Source organism: Pseudoalteromonas sp. UBA2102 (assembly GCF_002331165.1).
Taxonomy (GTDB): Bacteria; Pseudomonadota; Gammaproteobacteria; order Enterobacterales; family Alteromonadaceae; genus Pseudoalteromonas; species Pseudoalteromonas atlantica.
In genome coordinates this window covers 1-23,050 of record NZ_DCYU01000065.1, presented here as the reverse complement: position 1 = coordinate 23,050, position 23,050 = coordinate 1, and the positions used below count along the sequence as shown (strand labels likewise).

The following is a 23,050-nucleotide window of genomic DNA, read 5'->3' as shown; positions in this document are numbered from 1 at the left end:
ATGCCACAAATTATTTTTCTTCCCCATCCGGAATTATGTCCTGACGGTGCAGCACTTGAAGCGCCTGCGGGCGAAACAGTCCTTGATGTGGCCCTTAAAAACGGCATTAGCATTCCACACGCATGTGAAAAATCGTGTGCATGTACTACATGCCATTTAGTGATCCGCGAAGGCTTTGACTCACTAGACGAAAGCGATGAGCTAGAAGACGACATGCTAGATAAAGCATGGGGCTTAGAGTCAGAATCTCGCTTAGGATGCCAAGCAGTGATTAGAGATGAAGACTTAGTGGTTGAAATACCTAAGTACAATCTCAATATCGTTAATGAAGAGCACTAGTTTTTAATTAACGAGAATTTTTTAAAAGCCGCTGTTTTTACAGCGGCTTTTTTGTTTAAGAGATTGTATAAGCACGTAGCAGCGACTTTACGTCGCGTTTTTAAATGAATGACCACGTAATCATAATCGCGGGGTAAACCCGCTGCTACATCTTACACCGTAGCAGCGACTTTATGTCGCGTTTTTAAAATAGGCCTAGATCTAAAGTGATCACGTTTTACAGGTTGAATTACAGTCAAGGAATTATCGCTTTTGGCTAAACCCGCTGCTACGCGTTTTACCTAACCCATAAAACTATTTCGGAGGTCTATTTTGAGTAATCTAATTTTTTGTGACTCGTTTATTAATGGTGAATTTTATAAAACCAATAAACGTTTTAGCGTTGACGACCCGGCGACCGAAAAAAGTATTGTTGAAGTAAGTGATATAGACGAGCAAGGCGTTAATAGCGCAATAAAGGCAGCGCAAGGTGCGTTTGTTAAGTTAAAATCAACCAATGCCACTGAGCGAAGTAATACGCTAATGCGTTGGTATGAGCTGGTAATAAAACACAAGCAAACGCTTGCTGAGCTAATGACAAAAGAGCAAGGTAAACCGCTTAAAGAGTCGTTAGGTGAAATAGACTATGGCGCTGGGTTTATAAAATGGTTTGCAGAAGAAGCTAAACGCAGTTACGGCGATGTGATCCCCCCAACCGACGATACACATAGATTATCGAGCTTTAAACAACCTGTAGGCGTTGTGGCTGGCATTACTCCTTGGAACTTTCCGGTTGCTATGGTGACACGTAAAGTGGCGCCAGCATACGCTGCAGGCTGTAGCTTTGTGCTAAAACCTTCTGAATATACACCTTTATGTGCTTTGGCGTTGGCATACCTTGCCGATCAAGCCGGGTTTGTAAAAGGGGCTTTTAACGTACTGATTTCGCAAGACGCAAAAACAGTAGGACAAATACTTACAGACTCAGAAGTGGTGCGCAAATTTACTTTTACAGGTTCAACAGGCGTAGGCAAGCAGTTACTTTCTCAGTGTGCGGGTACGATTAAACGTACCTCCATGGAACTTGGCGGAAACGCCCCCTTTATTATTTTTGATAATGCCGATATAGACGAAGCAATCGACGGCCTCATGGCGGCTAAGTTTAGAAACAGTGGCCAAGCATGTGTAGCCGCAAACCGCATTTTTATTCAGCGCAGTATTTTAGATGAAGTGCTGAGTAAAATTACGCCTAAAGTAGCCGCATTAAAAGTAGCCAATGGGTTTGAAGAGGACGTAGACATTGGCCCCCTGATTTACCCAAAAGCGAAAGAAAAAGTGCAGCAGCTTGTGCAAGATGCACTTGATAAAGGTGCAGACCTAATAGGGGATAACAGCGACTTAGGCGGCAGCTTTCAAAACCCGCTTATTATTACTAACGTAACGACCGAAATGGATATATACCACGAAGAAGTATTTGGCCCAGTATTAACGGTTATTCCTTTTGATGAGGAAAGCGAAGTACTAGCCTTTGCTAACGATGTTCCATATGGCTTAGCGGCTTATTTTTATAGTCAAAATATCAAGCAGATTTATCGTATTAGCGAAGGGCTTGAGTTTGGCATGGTTGGTGTTAACGAAGGGGTTATATCTAACCCTGTGGCACCGTTTGGTGGAGTTAAGCAATCAGGCTTAGGCCGAGAAGGCGGCCATCAAGGACTTGATGAATACCTTGAAGAAAAGTACGTGTGTATCAAAGTTTAAAAACGATGACACCAGAAACCATGAAAAATTGGTTACCCAGCACGGTTTAGGTTACTAATACCAATTTGCTTAATTAAGTGATCTATAACTACAGGTTACCTTTTTATTGCTAGATATAGGCCTTAGTGCTACATTTACGGCATAATTTTTGTTTAAAAGTAATCAAAAATAAAAAGAATTTCTACTTGTAGAAATAACCCGTGTGTAAATGCCACCGCAAGGTGGCATTTTTTATAGCTTGAGTAAGTTTAGCTGGCTTATTTTATAGGTGAATAGCCCGGTAGGGTGGTTAAATCAACAAAGTCTAATTGCTCTGCAATTGCGTACTCATTTATGTAGTGCTTATACACTTCACTCTCTACAAATACCGCGAATATATCGGCGTCTAAATGGTTGTTCTCTACCATTTTTCCTAAAATAGCTAAACACTCACTCACAGGCTTTGCTTTTTTATAAGGCCTATCTACTGCTGATAAGGCTTCAAAAATGTCTGCAATGGCCATTAGCCTTGCAGGGATCGACATTTGCTCTTTAGTTAATCCTTGCGGGTAGCCTGTACCATCTAGTTTTTCGTGGTGGCCCAATGCATATTCAGACACATTACTTAAATGTTTAGGGAATGGCAGTGTGTCTAAAATATTTTTAGTCACATCCATATGGCGCTTCATAACGTCGCGCTCGCCGAGCGTTAGTGTGCCCCTACGTATTTGTAAATTCTCTACTTCATCTGCGTTTAGTAACGGGGTATCTTTGCCGTTTATAGTTAAATGATAGTGAGATGCTATGCGGTCAATATTCGCAACATCTTCATCTGATAAAAACTCGCCACCCACATTAACTCTTTGCAAAAACGCGCGGTCTAAAGAAAGTTGTTTTAATTCGGTATCGAGTAAGCGCTCAAATTGTAAAACCTCAATTGGCCTATTGAGCTTCATTGCAGAGATAATTTGTTTTTGATAGCTTATTTCTAAATCACGTTTAATAACTTCAAATTTAGCTTCAATGTGTTCAATACGATCAAAAATAGTTTCTAACTTGGTCGACTTTTCCATGATGTGATCGGGGGTCGCTATTTTGCCGCAATCATGAAGCCAGCCTGCTATATCTAGCTCATGGCGGTCTGCATCACTCATTAAAAAGTTAGCCAAGGGACCACGGTCAATTTTATGCACAGCATCAGCAAGCATTAAAGTAAGCGCAGGAACTCGCTTACAGTGTCCGCCGGTATGAGGGGACTTTTCGTCGATGGCCATAGCAATGGTTTCTACAAACTTAGAAAATAGCTCTTCCATTCCCTTAATAAGGGTAGAGTTTGTCAGTGATATAGCGCCTAACGATGCAAATGATCGTATCAATGTGACAAGTTCGTCACTATAAGTGATTATATTGTCGTGTTGATCTTTTACGTTGATAAGTTGGATCACACCAATAATATCATCAGTATGATCTTTTAGCGGAATCGTTAACATAGACTGAGTACGATACCCCGTACGCGCATCCATATTGCGCGCAGCGCTCATATCAAAGGGCAGGGCCGCGTAGACATCCGGAATATTAATAATCTCACCAGAGTTAACCGCATGAGCGACAATAGCTGTTTCGTTTTCTTTTCCATCTATAAACAAATCTATATTAGGAAAGTTAACGGGCTTCCCTGAAGCCCCCCCTAAATAGAGGTCTAAAGATTTATTAATAACTGTTTCAAACTTTAGCTGCTTGTCATCTGTAATAGAGTAAATAGTCCCTGCGTCAGAGTTAGAAATAGACATAACAACTTGTAGAATTTCTTCAAGAAGTTTACTCGCATCCTTTTCTGTTGTTAGCCTAATACTAATATCAATAAAGTGATGAAGGTTTGTTCTATCTTTAATGTACTCAGACATATTATTACTACTTTGTTTTGTGAATAAAGGCGCCATTCCAATCCTGTGCTAAAGTTTGCAAATCGGTATTTTTAATTCGGTTAATAAAAATGTGGTAAACGTGATCGGTCAATAAGCTGGTTTCACTTAGCTCTTCAAATAACGATAGAGCCAGTTGCCAATTTTTATTATTGTAATGCTGCATAGCAGTGAACGACTTTTTAATTTCAAATAGCTGGCTTTCGCTTATATCAGCTATAAAGTTGACAGGTTCATATAGCTCAGTTGCATTTACTTTACCCACTACCTGTACTTTATCAATTAAGCGAAATGCAATATGTGGACAAGCAAGCATTGTCTCTTCTGTAACCAGAATAGCTACCCCGTAAAATTTGGTCAAGCTTTCTACTCTTGAGCCTAAATTAACTGCATCTCCAAGTACTGTATAGGCTTTTCTGTACACCGAGCCCATATCGCCAACATTCATTTCGCCAGTGCTTATGCCCACACCAATGCTAATGGGAGGAAGCTGCTGCTTAGCAAATGCTTTATTAAGGTTTGTAAGGCCTGCTACCATTGCCATTGCTGCTTCAACACCGTGTTTTGCGTGGTCGCTATCTTCAAGTGGGGCATTCCAAAAGGCCATAATCATATCGCCTACGTATTTGTCTATTGTGCCACTGTGATCAAAAATAACTTTTGTAGTCGCCGATAAGTACTGATTTAAATAATCACTTAATTGATTTGCGCTCATTCCTTCCGACAGCGCAGTAAAACTTCTTATATCAGCAAATAATACGGTCATATTTCGTTTTATACTTTGCTGAGTAAGCTGTTTACGTTGGCGAATTAACTGCTCAATATGATCAGGCGGTACATACTGATTAAACATCGATTTAATTTTTCGGCTGTGCTTCATTTCTGCTATAGAGCCAATAAAAACAAAGTAGGCTGCTAATAGGGAAATAAGTAACAGCGGCATAAATAGCGGCAGACTAATTTTTTGTACTGACCATAAATAAAAATTAAGCAATATAACCAGCCCGGCCATACTCACTGAAAGCGTGACAATAAAGCGGGCGCTTTTACGAAAACTTAAAAACGATAAGCAACAGCCCACAAAGGTAATTATTAATAATGTTGCCCCTAAAGCCCATGTGGGTTGAGAAGGTAAAATTTCTGGATGGAGTAGCCCTTCAAAAATATTGGCATGCACTTCTACCCCTGGGTATTGTAAACCCACTGGTGTTGCTCTTAAATCAGCTAAACCAATTGCGGATGTACCAATAAATGCTACGCTGCCTTCTAATTGCTGCTCGGCAACTTTTTTGGTCAATACATCTGTGGCAGAGTAATATTGAAAACTTTTAGCACGGCCTTTATACGGGATATAAATTTGGCCGTACTCATCTGTTTGAATCCAATGCTCATGAAATTTAACCCCTTCAAAAAAAGTCAGGTCGCCTTGGGCACTCGCGCGTGTTTCAACACTGTCCGCTAAGGTATATAAACGTGCTGCCTCAAGTGCTAAAGAAGGGTAGAGCTTATCACCGACTCTATTAACCAGTGCCGCTTTACGGATAAATCCGTCGTTTTCGCTGTGAGCATTTATAAATCCGTTGCCCGTAGCACTATTTTGCAGCATAGGTATATTAACAGTAGCGCCTAAAAACTGGGTTACTTGGGAGTTACTTTGCTCGCTCTTAGGCCATAGTACGCTTGTTTCTGGCAACGGGTTACGCTGTTTGTAGGTATCGTTGTTTAATAAAAAACCCAATACGGTATCGTTACTATTGAGTGCTTTAGCAAAGGTGGTATCAGCATCTACCTGATGTTTAATATCATTTAACGCTACTTTGTATACACTTAATAAATCAGGGGCTCTAGATTGAATTTGGTTAACAGGGTTTGTTTCCGGTTCAGAAAAAAATATATCAAATGCAATAACTACAACACCGGCCTCTGTGAGTTTATTTACCAGGTCTGCCATTTTTGCCCGGCTCCACGGGAAACGCCCTTGCTCTTGCATCGTTTTTTCATCTATGTCGATAATAACAACGGTTTCGTCGAGCTGACGGGGAGTATCGGGTAAAGTTAGCAATAGCCTAGAGTCGTAAATAATACCTTCGACCCTATTGAGCAGCTTGGCTAATGCGCCACTAGAGAATAATTCTACAGCAGCTATAAGCAGCGTAATGGCTAAGCCTACAAATATGTGGCGATAAATTTTAGGAATATAAACGCGAGAAATAACTATTAATCCTTACTTGGCGTAAACTCAAACGTTCGGCCTTCTCTGGCACATTCAATATTAATATGCTCGCCATAATTTGCCTGTAAATGTGTTTCTATTGCGAGTAGCTCGTCATCGGTTCTTGTTGGGTCGTGGCTTATAATCGCTAAATTTTTAATACACGCTTGCATTGCTAATTCAGCTACTTGCTTAAATGTACTATGCCCCCAACCGTGCTTAAGCGTGAGCTCTTCGGTAGTAAATTGTGCATCATGAATTAATAAGTCAGCATCTTTAATAAAATCAGCCCACTGGGTAACTGTGGTTTTAACAACACCGGGTGGGGCCAATTCGTTATCTGTTATATAAGCAATTTTTTTGCCTTCAGCATGCACACAATACGCTGTACCACCGCCTGGGTGATTTAACGGCGCGGTAAATACGTTAAAACTATTTAGAGTAAAGTTTTTTTGAGTAGCAAGCTGAGTGTTTAATGTAATGTTTGCAGGTAAGTGTTGGTAGCTAACCGGAAAAAAAGAGCCAGACATTTGCATTAAAATCGCATTTTTAGTTTGCTCGTCTTCAACATCACCTACAACAATGGTTATATCACGATCGGCTTGGTAAATAGGCTTAAAAAAAGGAAAGCCTTGAATATGATCCCAATGATTATGCGTTAATAAAATTGCAATGGGGGTCGTGTGCTCTATGAGCTTTTCACCTAACTGTGCAATGCCCGTTCCTGAGTCGAGAATCAGGCTTTTGCCATTTGTTTGCTCAACATACACACATGAGGTGTTACCACCAAATAGGTGCGTATGCTCACCCGGAGATGGCATTGAGCCTCTTACGCCATAAAATTTAACTTTCATAATTTAGGGCTTAACTCCATCAGGGTAAAAGTTAAACTTAGATAGACTGACATTATTAGAGGCATTATTAAAGCATGTACTGCTAAGTACCACTTGGGTATCTGTTTGTAAAAGCATTGATGTAAACTGGTGTGTGCCATCGCATTGATTAGCCTGATAATAACCTAGCGTATTTTCTCCAAATAAGGTGTCGATAGTGCCATTAGCTAATATACGGCCAATCACCCCTTTAGAATCACTCATGCCTGATAAAATTATATTACCTGTAGTATCAATCGCCGCATCGGTAACTTTAGTATCAGAACTTGATGCTAATTGATATTGCCCCACACCACTAGTGGCAAAGCTTGTATCTTCAGTTCCATCTGGTTGTAACTTGATGATCACCGCTTGGTTTGGCGTGGTGCCTTCATTAGCAACTAAATAGAGATTTGCCGCGCTATCGGCGAGTATTTTTGCTGCTCTATTACTAATATCTGTCGAAGAGCGGCTATCTGTATAGCTAAATAGCGCGTTAGCATCATCGTCTATTTTCAACATTATTAATTGCGAGTCACTGCCAGATACTTGCTTGCCTGCAATATATATATCTTTATTTGCATCTATATAGAGTGTTTCAAAAAACTCATTTACGCTGCCGTAATAAGCACCGCTTGTAGCAAAGCTATTTTCTAATTTACCATCGCTTTTTAACATCGTTGCAAACGATCTTGTTACGCTTAAAGCATTAGTCGAAGATCCTACAGCAACAATATAGCCGCTGCTATCTACTGCAACATCTGCAAAGTTAATATTGATATTTAATATATCTACAGTGGTATAAATACCTTCGTTGGCAAAGCTTTCATCTAGGTAACCGTCCTGGTCTACTTTTGCTATAAAGCCTTCTTCGTTTAAACCGTTTATGAGTGTACCCGCAATAATGATGCTGCCATCGCTAAGCTCTTTTAAAGTAATGGTTTTAAACGCAACATTAATATTTAAGGCTTTACTACCATCAAGGCTAAAGCTGGTATCAATAATGCCTGCACTGGTATAGCGAGTGAGCACTAGCTTATTATTAGTATTAAGTTGTGCAATAGAGGCACTTAGAAACTTATTGGCTTGCACGCCGTTTTGTAGCTGCAATACATTCATCGATAAGTCGTCTGAACTAACACTTAAGTCATTTATACTTGTATAGCCATTTATTGCAAAGTCGGTGTTTAAATTTGCATCACTCGTTATTGACGTTACAAAAGGCTCATTAGATGAATCGTTAAATCTGCCTGATAGCCACAGGGTGTCATTTTCATCAATAGTTGATGCATTAGCAGATTGATGACTGATAACGTTAGAGACGATGTTTATACCTGCATTGCCGTAGCTAGTGTCAAGCGCGCCATCAGATATAGATACTCGCGCCGAAAATAGTTGCTCGTTTTGGGTATCATCAGAGGCTTCCACACCAGTAGTACCTGAGAGAATTATTTGATTACTCATAGGGGCGTATTGCATACCCGTTATTTGTGCGCCGCCATTAGCAGAACCAGAATCTCCATCAATATTATATACGGCGATTCCTTCATCCCCTATATTTTCATCAATATTGCCATTGTTATCAATTGAGATCATTACAGCCTCTTTCTCACCTGAAGATCGAGTAATATACCCCCCTAAAAAGGCATTAAAGTTAGCTGCGTCTACTCCGCCAACTGCAAGTAGCTCATCGTCACCTTCTTCGTCCGATAAATCTAATATAAGCGCATCGCCAGAGTTAAAACTTCCGTTATTGTTGCCATCAGGAATAAGGTATCTGATGGTTGCATCTAAATCACCTTCTTCACCTATGCTGCTTCCCACTACAAGTAAATTAGAGTTACCAAAGTTTTTAATAGCGTGCGATTCATCATCCAGGTTTTGGCCACTTACATCTACTATACCTGGGCTGCCTGATTCATAAGCGAGGGTCGATACATCAAATTTAAGGAATAAACTGTCTTTGTCTGAACCATTTACCGAGTAGCCAACGCCTTGTATTTTATTGTCGGTGAACTCAAGGTCGTTTATTACAGATTCACTAGCCAGTGTTGTACATTTAGTACCGCTGTTAGCGTCGCCAGAGTTAGTACTTATAACGCCTGCAGCACTCATTTTTAATAAACATGCTTCAGTTTCTGAGCCATTAAAGCTTGAATAACCTATAAATAACTCGCCATTACCAGAGATAATAGCTGTACCTGTTTCATCTTCACCAAAATCTATCGTTTTAAAGCCGCTGCTATTAAATGCAGTGTTTAAATCGCCCGTATTGGTATAAGAAACAACAACGATATCTGTATCTGTGTTGTTATTGTAACCTACAAAATAAAGGTTAGTGTTAAGCTCAATGCTATCGTTAAATTCACCGTTTGAAAAAACGCTCGAAAGATCTAACTGTTCGCTAATCGCTCGTCCAAATGTATCATCTTCTACAGGAATTAATGGGTCTTCTTCATCCGTAATATTCACATTAATGGTTATTGTAGTGGTTTCATTTGGTGAGCCGTTATCGGTAATATCAATATTAACTGTGTGCTGTGTAGCTGTTTCAAAATTAAAGGCACTGTTGCCATTTACGGTTAACAACCCGCTATTGCTATCAATATTAAATAATGAGGTTTCGCCACCGCTTAGGCTAAATGTAAGGGTATCATTTTCAATATCAGACGCTGTTATAGTACCAATTGTTTCTCCATCAGCGGCATTTTCACCAATAGCAAAAGTTTGGTTTACTGCCGTTGGAGCATCGTTAATTGCTACAATTGTAATGGTTAAATTACCTTGTACCTCATCAGTACCATCACTTAACGTGTAGGTGAGTGTTGCTGTGCTTTCGTTGTTTAAGGCGGGGGTATATTTAATTTCATTATTTTCAACGCTGGCTGTACCAATATCTGCTGTAACGGCTGTTATAGCTAGGGTATCGGTTGCATCTGCATCGGTGTCGTTGCTTATAACGTCAATTGTTGTTTCGGGAGCATCTTCATTGATAGTTGCTGTATCAGGTTGCGCTACAGGCGCATCATTTACAGGGGTTACATTAATGGTTAGTGTTCCCGCTGCAGTGTCTGTACCATCGCTTAGGATATAATTTACGATTACTTGGCCATAAAAGTTAGCTTCAGGCGTGTAAACAACGTTAGCACCAGAGCTAGAAATGGCGCCAACATCAGCATTTACCGAAGTAATAGAAAGAGTATCGTTTTCTATATCTGTATCGTTGCTCAGCACATTTATATTTGTTGCTGCGGCATCTTCTAAAATAGTGGCAGTATCAGGGTTTGCAACAGGAGCATCGTTCACTGGGGTAACCGTAATAGTTAACACGCCATTGGTTGTATCGGTGCCATCACTTAGAGTGTAATTTATAGTAGCCTGACCGCTAAAGTTTGCATCTGGGGTATAAATTACATCACCTGCAGAGCTTGCCACTGTGCCCGATGTGGCAGTTACAGCACTAATAGAAAGTGTATCGTTTTCTACATCCGTATCGTTGCTCAATACATTTATACTAGTTGCTGAGGCATCTTCTAAAATAGTGGCAGTATCTGGGTTGGCAACTGGCGCATCGTTCACTGGGGTAACCGTAATAGTTAACACGCCATTGGCTGTATCGGTGCCATCAGTTAGGGTGTAATTTATAGTAGCTTGGCCATTAAAGTTTGCCTCAGGGGTATAAATTACATCACCTGCAGAGCTTGTTACTGTGCCCGATGTGGCAGTTACAGCACTAATAGAAAGTGTATCGTTTTCTACATCAGTGTCGTTGCCCAACACATTAATATTTGTTGCTGCGGCATCTTCTAAAATAGTGGCAGTATCAGGGTTGGCAACTGGCGCATCGTTCACCGGGGTAACCGTAATAGTTAACACGCCATTGGCTGTATCAGTGCCATCAGTTAGGGTGTAATTTATAGTGGCTTGACCATTAAAGTTTGCATCTGGAGTATAAATTACATCACTTGCAGAGCTTGTCACCGTGCCCGATGTGGCAGTTACAGCACTAATAGAAAGATTATCGTTTTCTACATCAGTGTCGTTGCCCAACACATTAATATTTGTAGCTGCGGCATCTTCTAAAATAGTGGCAGTATCTGGGTTTGCTACCGGCGCATCGTTCACTGAATTGATTGTGATATTAAGTGTAGCTGATGTAGCCGCCTCGCCATCACTAATTGTATAGGTAACAACTGCAGTGCCGTTATAATCAGCTTGCGGTGTATATTGTATTTGATTAGCCACAATGGTTGCGCTTCCTGAGTCAGCAGAAACCGTGGTAATAGTGAGTGAATCGCCCTCAGTGTCAGTATCATTAGCCACTACATTTACAATAGTCGAGCTGTCTTCATTTATTGCGGCTGTATCAGGGTTGGCAACTGGCGAATCGTTCACAGGTGTAACCGTAATATTAAGTACCCCAGAGGCTGTATCAGTACCATCACTTAGGGTGTAATTTATAACTGCTTGGCCGTTAAAATCGGCTTCTGGAGTATAAGCAAGGTTGCTACCGGCTACCGAAACGCTACCAGTATTGGTACTTGCATCGCTTATCGTGAGCGAGTCATTTTCAGGGTCTGTGTCGTTACTTAATACATTAATGTTTGTTGTTACGGCATCTTCTAAAATGGTGGCAGAATCAGGGTTTGCAATTGGGGCATCGTTAACGGGCGTTACTGTTATTGTTAGTACGCCCATAGCCGTATCAGTACCATCACTTAGGGTATAATTTACCGTTACTTGGCCATTAAAGTTGGCCTCAGACGTGAAGATTACATCATTACCTGTACTTGTAACTGCACCAGATGTGGTCGTTAGCGCACTAATAGAAAGAGCGTCGTTTTCTTCATCGGTATCGTTGCCAAGTACGTTAATATTTGTTGCTGCAGCATCTTCTAAAATAGTCGCTGAGTCGGGATTAGCAACAGGTGCATCGTTAACTGCTGTTACCGCTACCGTAAGCACACCTGCGGCGGTAGTCGTGCCGTCAGTAAGTGTGTAATTTACAATGGCTTGGCCGTTAAAGTTTGCCTCAGGTGTGTAAACTAGGTTACTGCCAGACACCGATACTGAGCCGATGCTTGCACTTGCAGTGCTAATAGCAAGGGGGTCGTTGTCTACATCTGTGTCGTTAGCTATCACGTTAATACTCGTTGGCGCAGCATCTTCTAAAATGGTTGCGGTATCAGGGTTTGCTACCGGCGTATCATTAACAGAGGTGATTGTTACTGTAAGTATCCCCGAAGCACTTTGCGTACCATCGGTTATTGTATAGCTGACTGTTGCAGTGCCATTATCGTTTTCTGCGGGAGTGTATTGAATTTGAGAATTTACAATTGAGACACTGCCAATATCACTGCTAGCAGAGCTAAGAGTTAAGGTATCACCATCTATGTCTGTGTCGTTACTTAATACATTTATTAAGGTAGCAGTAGCGTCTTCTGTAATGGTAATGCTATCGGCATTTGCTATGGGTGCATCATTAACTGGCGAAATGGTTACTTGTAAATTAGCCGTTGCTTCTGCGCCGTTATTATCGGATACACTGTACGTTACAATTGCCACGCCATGGGTATTAGGTGCAGAGCTATACTGAATTTTATTATCAACAATGCTGGCTGAACCAAATTCGGTGCCAACACTTGTTATAGTTAAATTATCACTGTCTATATCTGTATCGTTGGCAAGCACATCAACTAAAATTGGCGATGCATCTTCTTGCATTGCGGCGCTATCAGCCACCGCAATGGGGGCATCGTTAACCGGTATAATAATGAGGGTGGCTATTGCGCTACTTTGAGCTGGCGTGCCATCTGCAATGCCATCAGAAATCGTATAGTTTAGGGTTACTTCACCAAAGTAATTGGGCTCAGGTGTATACTCAATTCTATTGTTTATAATGCGTGCGCTGCCGATTGAATTTGTAACATTAGTAAGGGTAAGTGTATCGCCGTTGGCATCGGTATCGTTTTCTAATACGTTTAACAAAGTAGCAGGGCTGTCTTCTAATAACGTATATTCATCGTCATTAGCTTCAGCAGGGGAGTTAGACCCTGTTTTACTTAATACAACTTGTGCTGTGGATGTTAGCCCTTGTTCATTTGAAACTGAATAAGTAAAACTATCAACATCTAATGCGTCTGAATCGGGTTGATAGGAAAATGACCCATCAACGTTAAGTGCTAAAGTACCGCTTTGTACGTTAACTACTGGAGTGGTGTTAACGGTGAGATTGCCTGGCTCTATGTTTACATCGTTTTTAAGTAAGCCATTTTCAGCTGAAATAACCAGTGTTTGATTATACTGAAATTGGTATTCATCATTTTGAGCATTAGGGGTATCAGGCATGCTATTTATTGTGAGTGTTGCCGTTGCAGTGGCAGTGGCACCGAAAGTGTCGATCACTTGGTATTGAAATTCATCGATACCGTAGTAGTTAGCATCAGGAATATATGAAAAACTACCATCGGTAGCTAATTGCAATTGCCCATGGGCAGGTGAAACAATATAAGTATCATCAATGATGAAAGTATCATTATTAGGGTCTGTGTCGTTAGCAAGTAAACCCTGGCTTGCATCAACTACAAGTGTGGTATCTTCATCTACACTATAGCTATCGTTTGCAGCAGTAGGCGGGCTATTTTGATCCAGTGCATTAATTGTAACACTTGCAATAGCCTCAGCACCTTGAGTATCAAAAATACGGTACTGAAAACTATCAGTGCCTTGCATATTTGAACTACCTACATATTCAAAGCTGCCATCAGCAACAAGTGTGAGAGTCCCCTTACTCGGTAGGCTAACAGGCGTTGTATCTAGAGTGAGTAGATCTTGGTCTATATCGCTGTCGTTATTTAATAAGCCGGGGGCGCCAACTAATAACGTTCCGGCAGCACTTATATTGTATGTGTTATTAAGGGCTATGGGGGCATCGTTTACAGCGTTAATCGTTATTTCTACAATACCGGTATCTGTCATCCCAAGTTCATTAATTACTTGGTAACTAAATGCATCAATGCCGTTAAAGTTAGCTCGTGGCGAATAAGTAAAATCACCGCTTTCGCTGAGTGAAATACTGCCATGCTGAGGGGTAACTAAAGGGGTTGTGTTTATATATAGCTCCCCTTGGTATTCATCAGTGTCGTTAGTTAAAACGTTGCCTTGTAAGGCTTGATCCTCATTAACTAAAAATTGATCGTTAACCGCTTTTGGCGCAAAGTTTAGCTCTCCTCCTTGCGGTGCTACGTTAATTAACTCAGCAAAGCCACTTTCACCACTGCCATCTACACCAGTTATTAAAACTTGATAGCTTTTATCAGCTAATAGGTTGTCTACACTAAAGCTAGAGCCAGATACACTTAAAAACTGCTGGCTATTTTCTAGCGTATTTATATTGCTGGTGGTAATGCCTGCTTCGGTTGCTAAGTAAATATTGTAGCGGTTTAAGTTTTCGTTTTCTTGCCACGCTAATTTAATCGTTTGTCCGTCTCGCTGTGCTGTTGTGCCTTCTATTTGGTAGGGTTGCCAATTAGCCGTCACTGCGTCTGCAAGTACCTGGTTGTTAAGGCTATCGGTGATCCATATCTCTAAGCGTAGATCACCAGGATCAACGCCATAAAAGTAAGGGCTTAACCCTATAACCGACTGCTCAAAATCTGTTCCACATGCTTGTGTGCAAAGTGCTAGGCTTTTATTTACACTCGGCAGTACTAAATTTACTGCGCTAATGCCATCGGGATCAGATACGCTAAGTAAAAAAGTGATATTGCCTTGTATAACTTCATTAGTTTGCGAAAGAGTTATTGTAGCCTGAGAGTTTGCAACCGTTGTGCCTACAACCCCTCTGCTAGAGGCCACAGCACCCGACACCTGTGTTTTAGTAACAACAGAGTCACCCGTTATACCTGTAAGGTTTATCGGTGTAGCAGAAGGGGAGGGTGTAACTTGTTCTACAGGTAGCTGTTCTGAGTCTTGTTGAGCTGTCTCATCGGAGCCTCCACACGCACTAAGCAAAAAAACCATTGAACCGAGCAAAAATAGGCTCTTTGCTGTCATTCTACATACTCCAATAAAAAGCTTTATATTCAAGTTACTTAACCTGAATACTAGTTAAGAAAATTATTACCCACAGTGCAGGTTACTTAAGGTTCTAATCTAAAGTCGCCACCGGCATTTACAGCAGGGTTATTAATTTCACTAAGGCTAAAATCACCCGTGATGGTATCTATGTCATTTAAAAACACAGCATCAATTTGGCCAGTTGCTTTATTGTTGTTATGAGAAGCAAATGTAACGGCTAAATCTAGTTTGGTTAAATCAATTAAGCCGCTGTAAGCTGCGTACCAGTTGCCGCCAGCATCATTAAAGCTAATTTCTCCATCGGGAACTGTGCCGTTATCAAAATCTACCGACATAGACATCGAAAAATCACTGACTTCTCCTAGACTCGACGACACATCAAAGCTGGTTGCTTGGTAATTAAAAACACCTTGGCGCTGCGCGATTTGGTCAATTAAGGTTGCATCATTTACCGCCTGAAATTGCTGCTGAGCATAAACATCAGTTATTGATATATCGGCATCTGTCGTTTTTTCTGAAGTATTGTTTTGTACTATTGATTGCTGCTCTGTTGGTTGCTCAACACTTGTGCCATCACTAATAGTCGCTATGGTTTGGGTAAAAACAGCAGGTGCCTGAGTTGTTTTAATCACGCGCCCTAATGAAGTAACCTGCGCAAAAGAAAAAGGCTCATTACTACCAAGGGATACAACGCTTTGATCTTCTAGTGTTAAATCTATTGCGCCATCCCAAACAGCTACATACATATCACCATCTATAAGCTGTAGTTCAAAATGGGTACCGCGAATACCAATTGATCCAACCGGTGTTTTAACACTGTACGCGCCCCCATTTTTTTTAATAACACCCGAAATAGAGCGCAGCCCGCCTTTTATTAGCTCAATAGAGGCAGAGCCTTGCTGTGTCGTTGTATTAAACTCATAGTTAGCAATATTTAGCTCAGAGTTTTCTTTTAATGCTATTAAGCCGCCATCAGACATTGAAAATTGCGCTTTGCTTTTTTCGCCAGTCGTTATTTTATCAACGCCATATACCGTGTCGCGTCGCTTAAGTGTTCGTTGTTGGGCGGATTCGGCATCTGTAGCAAGTACAGCGCCTCGGGCTAAAATAGTTTTTCCTGCAACAGTTGTGCTTGCTTGAGAATAAAAACTCACACAAAGTAAGGTGGTTAATACCGGAATTAAATGTTTCATAAGTACCTTAATTAGAATGAGTAACTTGCGCTTATATTGGTATCAAAGCGATCGTATTCGAACAAAGAAATATCACTGGTTTTGTCTTGGTAGTTCAATGCTAATTGCAACGCTATACTTTTATTAACTAAGTAGCGTAACGAGCTAGAAAGTATCAATAGGTTATCGCTTCGCTCTTGAAGAAATAGCGGGTGCTCATCCTGATATTCAATCCATTGATACCCTGTTTGTGCAGAGACTTGCCATTGTTGGCTAAGTAATGCATTTATTTGGTAATAAATTCCGCTAATGCTTCTTGCATTAAACTCACCTTCGTCAATGTTAGCGCTTTCATTTTTAAAGTTTGCGCTAACGCTTTGATACCATTTTTGAGACAGATAACTTGCACCTATATTAAGAGTGTAAAAGGAGTTATCTAGTTTCTCGTCAAATGTATTATTCATAAGGCCAATTGATAGCGCTCCAAATACACTTAATTGTTTATCAAATTGGTAACTAGCTCCACTTGTTAATGATGTCTCGGTTCTGTATAGCTCGCCATCTAACAGTAAAGGCGTAATACCAGCTTGCAAATACCACAGGGTGTTATCATTTATCTTTTGTTGGTATCGACCTGATATATTGGTATTAATACGGTCATATTCAGATAGCTCATTAAATTTGTACCAATCGGTATTTACACCTAAAACAAAAGAGCTTCGCTGATCAATGGGGTGAAAGTACCGCCCTTTATAATTTAGCTTTATATAATTATCGTCGGTGCTTTTACTTTCTGGTGATAGTAAAAACTCACCCAAATTAGGGATTAAAATTGTATCCTCAGAGGTGCCTGCATTAACGTTACCATCTACACCATATGCAAGTTCAATGCTCTGATCATATGTACGCTCTGTTAAGCGCTGCTTGTGCTGTGATGTTGCTAATAAAGAACGAGCCGCTTTTTTTACACCCTCTGGTGAAGTATCAGTATTAATTAATAAAGTTGCTTGAGCGTTAGCTGCAGGTAAATTATTGGCTGCAATATAAGATTTTACTAAATATAAACGTGCCTCATACCACTGTGGTTTTGCTTCTATTACTCGCTCAAAAGCAAATACCGCCGGAGCAGAAAGACCAGAATTTAGTGCTGAAACCCCAAGCAAGTAGTCAAAATCAGGTTCGCCCAAATATTTATAGTGTTTTTGACTGCTTTTGTATGCTTCATCAAATTGCTTTTGCGAAATTAAATATTGCAGTTCACCAAGTAGCTTTACATAGGAAATATTATTTTGGGCTTTTGCATTCAAACTAGCAAAAGAAAGGTAACCAAGTAATAAAATAAAAATAGCGTGTTTGATCATGCTCGTTAGAATATCCCAAGAAGAAGTGGTGGTTTGCTAATACTAAATGCTATTAAACGTTAATAAGGTAGCACTTTCTGTTTATATGTAAAGTATATTGGTGCATTATTGTGCGATTGTAAACAGCAAACTAGTTTAGTATCTGATCAAGTAAGGTATTAGGTAAAGTAGGATAGATGAGCAAATTTAAATTTAAAAACGAACGGGGGATAAAACAGGAACAAAAGGAGAAAAATGGGGCGATTGACGGGGCTTGAACCCGCGACAACCGGAATCACAATCCGGGGCTCTACCAACTGAGCTACAACCGCCACTACACACCTCGTTTGGTGTGGCGCGCATAATACATAATATTATAAATGTTGTGAAGCCTAAAATTAAAAAAAATCAAAAAAAATAAATATTTCATAAAATTGCCTACTATCAGTAAAGGTTCATAAAGAGTGTGTAGCGTAATAGCGCTGACAATAAAAATTATTTTGTAGTGATAATTTACTATTTAATGAGAATAAAATGTAAATTAATGTATACTCACTTGCGAGAAATTGCTTAATAAAAACTATTTGGAGTTACTATGGATTCAATACTTACTTGGCTAAACGAAAACTCAGGCCTAATTTTACACTACGGTATTCAAGCAGTTATTGCGCTTGTTATCTTTTTACTTGGTAGCCGTATTGCCAAGTTTTGTGCAGGTTTAACAGAAAAAACATTCGATAAAAAGAAAGTTGATAAAGCTGTAGGCTCATTTGTATCGAGTATAGTTTATGCCATCGTATTTGCTGCCACTATTTTAATGGCACTTTCGCAAATCGGTATAGAAACAACCTCGTTTATTGCTATTTTAGGTGCGGCTGGCCTAGCTGTTGGTTTAGCGCTGCAAGGTTCGCTGTCTAACTTTGCATCTGGCGTACTTATTATATTACTTCGTCCATTTAAATCAGGTGAGTTTGTTGAAGCTGGCGGTAAAATGGGCACAGTTAAAAAAATTGAAATATTCTCTACAGAGCTTCGCACTCCAGATAACAAAGTAATTATCGTACCAAATTCACAAATTATGTCTGGTGCTATTACTAACTTCTCGCGTGAGTCTACTCGCCGTATCGATTTAGTAATTGGTGTAGGTTACGATGCTGACTTACGTAAAACAAAAGAAGTATTACAGTCAGTACTTGACGCAGAGACTCGTTTACTTAAAGATCCAGCATACACTGTTGCAGTTTCTGAACTTGCAGACTCAAGCGTAAACTTTATTGTGCGTCCTTGGGTAAACTCTGGTGATTACTGGCCAACGTACTGGGCATTATTAGAGAACATTAAAATTGCATTAGATGATGCAGACATTACAATCCCATTTCCACAAATGGATGTACATTTACACAAGCAAGACTAATACAAATCCGCAATAATACTTAATCATTTTGCGGGGTTAAACGTGTCGCTAGCTGCGTTAAAAAATTCTCATTTAGAACAACTAAATAGCGAATTTTTTGCCTGGCTATCAGCACGTTTTTCCAGCCTCAAAATAGATTACTTAATTAAGCGAATTAGTATAATTTTTAGGATTAAATAGGTTATTTTTAATGAAATTAAAGCTTTTAACACTTTTAGTTGCAGCATCTGCTGCAACTAACGCATTCGCTGAAGACGCAGAGAAAAAAACGTGGGAAGTAACAAGCGAGCTAGGTGCTATTGTCACTAGTGGTAACACTGAAACTACAACGTTAAAAGGCGGTTTAAAGGTATTACACCACCTAGAAAACTGGAATAACGAGTACAAAATCGACGGCATCTATAAAGAAGATGAAGTAGAGGATGACAACGGCGATAAAGACAAACAGCGTACGAACGAAAAGTACTCTGCATCTGCGCAAGGTAATTACAAATTAAATGAAAAGAATTCTCATTTATTCATTTATGGTTCACACGTTTCAGACTACTTTGGCGCGTATAGAACTGAATCTGTAATTTCTGCTGGTTACGGCTTACGTTTAATTGATCAACCAGATATGTGGTTAAATGCAGAGTTTGGTCCGGGTTACAAATTTTTTGAATACTCAGACGACAGCACGCAAGTTGATGACGACGGTAACCTACTTGCAGGCGAAAGCGACAGTGAAGTAATTGCTTTAGGTAAACTTGATTACAACTGGCAGATTTCAGACAGTGCACGTTTTACTCAACTTGTATCAGTTGAGTACGGTGACTCAAACACCAAAACGCGTTCAGAAACTGCATTGCTAGCAAAAATAAATGGCTCGCTGCAAATGAAAGTCGCTTTTAATGTTACCAACAACTCAGATGTTGCTGATGACGAAGAAAGCACAGATACAGAGACGTCATTAACGTTAGTTTACAGTTTTTAACCAAAAACCGTATTTAATGACATTTAAGTGACAAAAGGGACGAAAGTCCCTTTTTTATTTGTTTAGATTTAATGTATTATAGCCACCAATTTTGGTTGTAGACCTAGGGATATACCTACTCGTGAAAGTTTTTACACAATTTTTTAGTGCTTTTATTCTACTTTGTAGTTTTAGTGCCATGGCTTTTACGCCAACGGCCTCACAAATTGAGCAATTTAAAAAGTTGCCAAAAGCCCAGCAAGAAGCCCTAGCAAAACAATACGGTGTAGATATTTCTACGATCACCGGCGCTAATCAATCAAATGGCGAAAACTCAAATGAGCAGCAGTCAACTATCGGCGAACGCCCAGAAAAAGAACAAGAAGACTTAACTGACGAAGAGCGTTTTAAGCCAAAAACAGAAGAATTAAAGCCTTACGGCTACGAGCTTTTTGCCGGTGAACCCACCACATTTATGCCTAGTGAAAATGCAGCCGTACCTGACACTTATATAGTAGGTCCTGGGGATCAACTAAAAATTAACTTTTACGGTAAAGAAAGCGATAGTTTTGATGTAACTATTGACCGTGAAGGGCGTATTAGCATTCCCGATTTAAGCCCTGTAGAAGTAGCAGGCTTAACATTTGCCGAAATTAAAGAACTAATAAAAGTAAAAGTTGAGCAAGAAGTAATCGGTGTAAAAGCCTTTGTATCACTGGGCCAACTGCGTAGTATGCGCATACTTGTATTAGGTGAGGCCTACAAACCAGGCAGCTACAGCGTATCGTCTTTAACAACCGTATCACATGCTTTGTTTGTAAGTGGTGGTGTGTCTGAAATTGCTTCACTGCGTAACATACAAGTAAAACGCGCTGGTAAAACAGTAGCAAATTTCGACCTTTACGATTTACTAATCAATGGCGATAGCAGCAACGATATAGTACTAAAGCCTGGCGATGTTGTTTTTGTACCACCAGTAGGTGCCCAAGTTACTGTAGACGGCTTAGTTAAACGCCCTGCAATATTTGAACTTAAAAAAGGCGAAACTGCTAAGCAGTTACTCACTATGGCAGGGGGCCTAAAGCCGGGTGCTTATGCTAAAAATGCAGTGGTAGAACGTTTCAATTTAGATCGTAAAGAAGTGCTATCAGTAGATTTTACTAAGCCACAAATTAACTACATCCCGCAAGATGGCGACCGTGTACGCTTTAATTCTGTAAGCTCACAATACCAAAACTCTATTAGCTTAATTGGTGCTGTAGCGCGCCCAGGGAATTATCAGTGGTATCAAGGTAAGCGTATTTCTGATGTTTTAAAATCAGTACGTGGCGATTTGTTGCCACAAGCAGATTTGAGCTACGGCCTAGTTATTCGCGAAATTAACATAAATGGTGATATAGAAGCGCACCAGTTTGATGTAGCACAAGCCATTATTAAAAACCCTGAAAACAATTTAGCATTAAAAGCTAATGACAAAATCATAGTATTTAGTCGTTTTGAAGAGAAAGAAGCTGAAAAATCAGCACTTGCTAATATGGCGTTGAGCCAAAAGCAACAAGAACAACAGCTTAAAGCTGAGCAATGGCATACATATCAGCAAAAAGAGTTTGAAAAATACATCGGTATAAACCAAGAAGAAGAGGAATTTATTTTTGAAGAAAATAAAGCCCTTACTATCGCCGAAATTTCAAAACGTAAAGCAAAAGAAGAAGCCGAGCTTGAGTTAAAGCCTGAAGACTACGCTCTATTTAGCCGTCATAACCTTTTAGCACCAATTATTGCCAAATTTAAGCAACAAGCTTCTGTTGAGCAGGCTATGCAGCTAGTAGAAATTAGCGGCAACGTTACATTCCCAGGTGTTTACCCGTTAATGGTAGGTGGTGATGTACGTGATTTAGTAACCGCTGCAGGTGGCCTGCTAGAATCAGCCTACGTAAAACAAGCCGAAATTACGCGTATTGTTGCAAGCGACGCGTCTAAAATAGAACACTTACGTTTAGATCTTGAAAGTGCAATGCGTGGTGATTTACAAAGCAACATTACATTGCAAAGTAAAGACAGCATTAACGTATTCGCTATCCCAAATTGGCAAGAAAACGTAAAAGTAGAGCTTAAAGGTGAACTAAGGTTCCCTGGTACATACACAATACGCCGCGGAGAAACACTCACAGAGCTATTAGAACGTGCAGGCGGCTTCTCTGAGTTTGCTGAACAAAAAGCAGCTGTATTCACCCGTGCCTCAATTAAAGAACAAGAACAACAACAACTAGCTCGCTTATCAACCGAGTTACGTCGTGATATTGCATCAAAAAGCTTTCAAAACTCAGTAAGCAGTAATTCACTTTCTTATGATGAAATGAATAAGTTATTAAATGACCTAGCGAGTATAGAAGCGGTAGGGCGTTTAGTTATCGACTTACCACTTATTGTTGAAAACAAACAAAACTTAGTCCTTCAAGACGGAGATGTTTTATATGTGCCCAGCAAGCGTGACTCGATTAGCGTAATAGGTGAAGTTAATTACTCTACCTCTCATTTATACAAAGCAGGTATAAGTGTTGATGAATACATTGATTTAAGTGGTGGCCTTAAAGATCGCGCTGATGAAGACAGTATTTACATAATTAAAGCAAATGGCTCAGTAAAAATACCAAACACAGGTGGCTGGTTTGCTGCTAATAACTCAGAGCAATTAGAGCCTGGCGATACAATAGTAATACCAATGGATGCAAGCCATATGGACAAACTAACGCTTTGGAGTACTGCAACGCAAATTGTATACCAATTAGGTGTGGCAGTAGCGGCTATAAGCGGTATCTAATATTTATAGAGGCGTCAGGAAGGTTAGGGCTTTATTTACACAGCGCTTTCCCTTCTAGCGCTTCGGTATAGTACTAAGTTTAAAGTAAACCTTCAGACGGTGTATCTGATGTTACTGGTTACGGGCAGCCGGAGAAGTTCTTAACCCTAAAACAATAACTTGACGTGATAATTCATGTTGTACAATTTTGATAGCTGATAGCTGATAG

11 protein-coding genes and 1 tRNA gene are annotated in these 23,050 nt (G+C 40.1%); 5 read left to right on the top strand and 7 right to left on the bottom strand.

Translation table 11 applies throughout. From position 1 onward, the window contains the following. Complete coding sequence (fdx, locus tag B2R65_RS08835) at nucleotides 1-339, top strand: ISC system 2Fe-2S type ferredoxin (protein ID WP_004585776.1); 339 nt, start codon at nucleotides 1-3, stop codon at nucleotides 337-339. A gap of 312 nt (nucleotides 340-651) precedes the next feature. Beyond that, entirely contained in the window at nucleotides 652-2,079 is a 1,428-nt protein-coding gene (locus B2R65_RS08830; RefSeq protein ID WP_286742012.1) for an NAD-dependent succinate-semialdehyde dehydrogenase, read from the top strand. Between the two features lie 257 nt (nucleotides 2,080-2,336). Here the strand turns inward: B2R65_RS08830 and B2R65_RS08825 are convergent, their stop codons facing one another. The 7 genes from B2R65_RS08825 to B2R65_RS08795 form a co-directional block, all read right to left on the bottom strand. Then, nucleotides 2,337-3,998, bottom strand: a complete 1,662-nt coding sequence (locus tag B2R65_RS08825) for an HD family phosphohydrolase (RefSeq protein ID WP_286742010.1) — start codon at nucleotides 3,996-3,998, stop codon at nucleotides 2,337-2,339. After that, nucleotides 3,970-6,192 carry a CHASE2 domain-containing protein gene (locus B2R65_RS08820; protein ID WP_414704502.1) on the bottom strand — a complete coding sequence of 741 codons (2,223 nt, stop codon included), beginning with the start codon at nucleotides 6,190-6,192 and terminating at the stop codon, nucleotides 3,970-3,972. The genes B2R65_RS08825 and B2R65_RS08820 overlap by 29 nt, the downstream gene beginning before the upstream one ends. 5 nt (nucleotides 6,193-6,197) lie before the next feature. Continuing rightward, the gene (locus B2R65_RS08815) at nucleotides 6,198-7,046 is read right to left on the bottom strand and encodes an MBL fold metallo-hydrolase (protein WP_286742008.1); all 849 of its coding nucleotides are present in this window, start codon (nucleotides 7,044-7,046) and stop codon (nucleotides 6,198-6,200) included. A gap of 3 nt (nucleotides 7,047-7,049) precedes the next feature. Beyond that, a complete protein-coding gene (locus tag B2R65_RS08810; protein WP_286742006.1) occupies nucleotides 7,050-15,119 on the bottom strand; it encodes an Ig-like domain-containing protein in 8,070 nt (2,689 codons plus the stop codon). A gap of 86 nt (nucleotides 15,120-15,205) precedes the next feature. Continuing rightward, a complete protein-coding gene (locus B2R65_RS08805; RefSeq protein ID WP_273611500.1) occupies nucleotides 15,206-16,336 on the bottom strand; it encodes a FecR family protein in 1,131 nt (376 codons plus the stop codon). A gap of 11 nt (nucleotides 16,337-16,347) precedes the next feature. Then, nucleotides 16,348-17,676: a porin family protein gene (locus B2R65_RS08800; protein ID WP_286742002.1), complete on the bottom strand. Its 1,329-nt coding sequence runs from the start codon at nucleotides 17,674-17,676 to the stop codon at nucleotides 16,348-16,350. A 235-nt stretch (nucleotides 17,677-17,911) separates the two neighbouring features. Next, nucleotides 17,912-17,987: transfer RNA gene (locus B2R65_RS08795), tRNA-His, on the bottom strand. A 263-nt stretch (nucleotides 17,988-18,250) separates the two neighbouring features. On the opposite strand from B2R65_RS08795, the gene B2R65_RS08790 reads away from it, so the two are divergent. From B2R65_RS08790 to B2R65_RS08780, 3 genes are all read left to right on the top strand, one after another. After that, nucleotides 18,251-19,069, top strand: a complete 819-nt coding sequence (locus B2R65_RS08790; protein ID WP_024032471.1) for a mechanosensitive ion channel family protein — start codon at nucleotides 18,251-18,253, stop codon at nucleotides 19,067-19,069. A 190-nt stretch (nucleotides 19,070-19,259) separates the two neighbouring features. Then, nucleotides 19,260-20,042 (top strand): DUF481 domain-containing protein, encoded by a 783-nt coding sequence (locus B2R65_RS08785; protein ID WP_029773724.1) that lies wholly within the window; start codon nucleotides 19,260-19,262, stop codon nucleotides 20,040-20,042. Nucleotides 20,043-20,163: 121 nt separating this feature from the next. Next, nucleotides 20,164-22,842, top strand: a complete 2,679-nt coding sequence (locus B2R65_RS08780) for an SLBB domain-containing protein (RefSeq protein ID WP_286741999.1) — start codon at nucleotides 20,164-20,166, stop codon at nucleotides 22,840-22,842. Nucleotides 22,843-23,050 lie beyond the last annotated feature (208 nt).